General features: G+C 63.1%; 1 pseudogene. It reads left to right on the forward strand.

Annotation, left to right across the window (positions count from 1 at the left end):
* Positions 1 to 252 (forward strand): annotated as a pseudogene (locus R0J92_RS24925) (homospermidine synthase); the annotation flags it as partial.

Here is a 252-nt window from a genome sequence, read left to right on the forward strand (position 1 = left end):
TTTTCGTCTCGACAAGCGCGACGGCCCGACAGCGGTTTTGACGCAAGGCGCGAACCCTGGGCTCGCTTCGGCTTTCGTCAAACAGGCGCTGGTCGACATGGCGGAGAACAGCGGCATCCAGCCGACCGCGCTCGACAGCTATGAAGATTGGGCCGTGCTCGCGCAGCGCCTCCACATCAAGGCGATTCACGTCGCTGAACAGGACTGGCAGTTCTCCGAGCGCCGCAAGGCGCGCAACGAGTTCGTCAACAC

The organism is Tritonibacter sp. SIMBA_163, from assembly GCF_046535935.1.
Lineage (GTDB): Bacteria > Pseudomonadota > Alphaproteobacteria > Rhodobacterales > Rhodobacteraceae > Epibacterium > Epibacterium scottomollicae.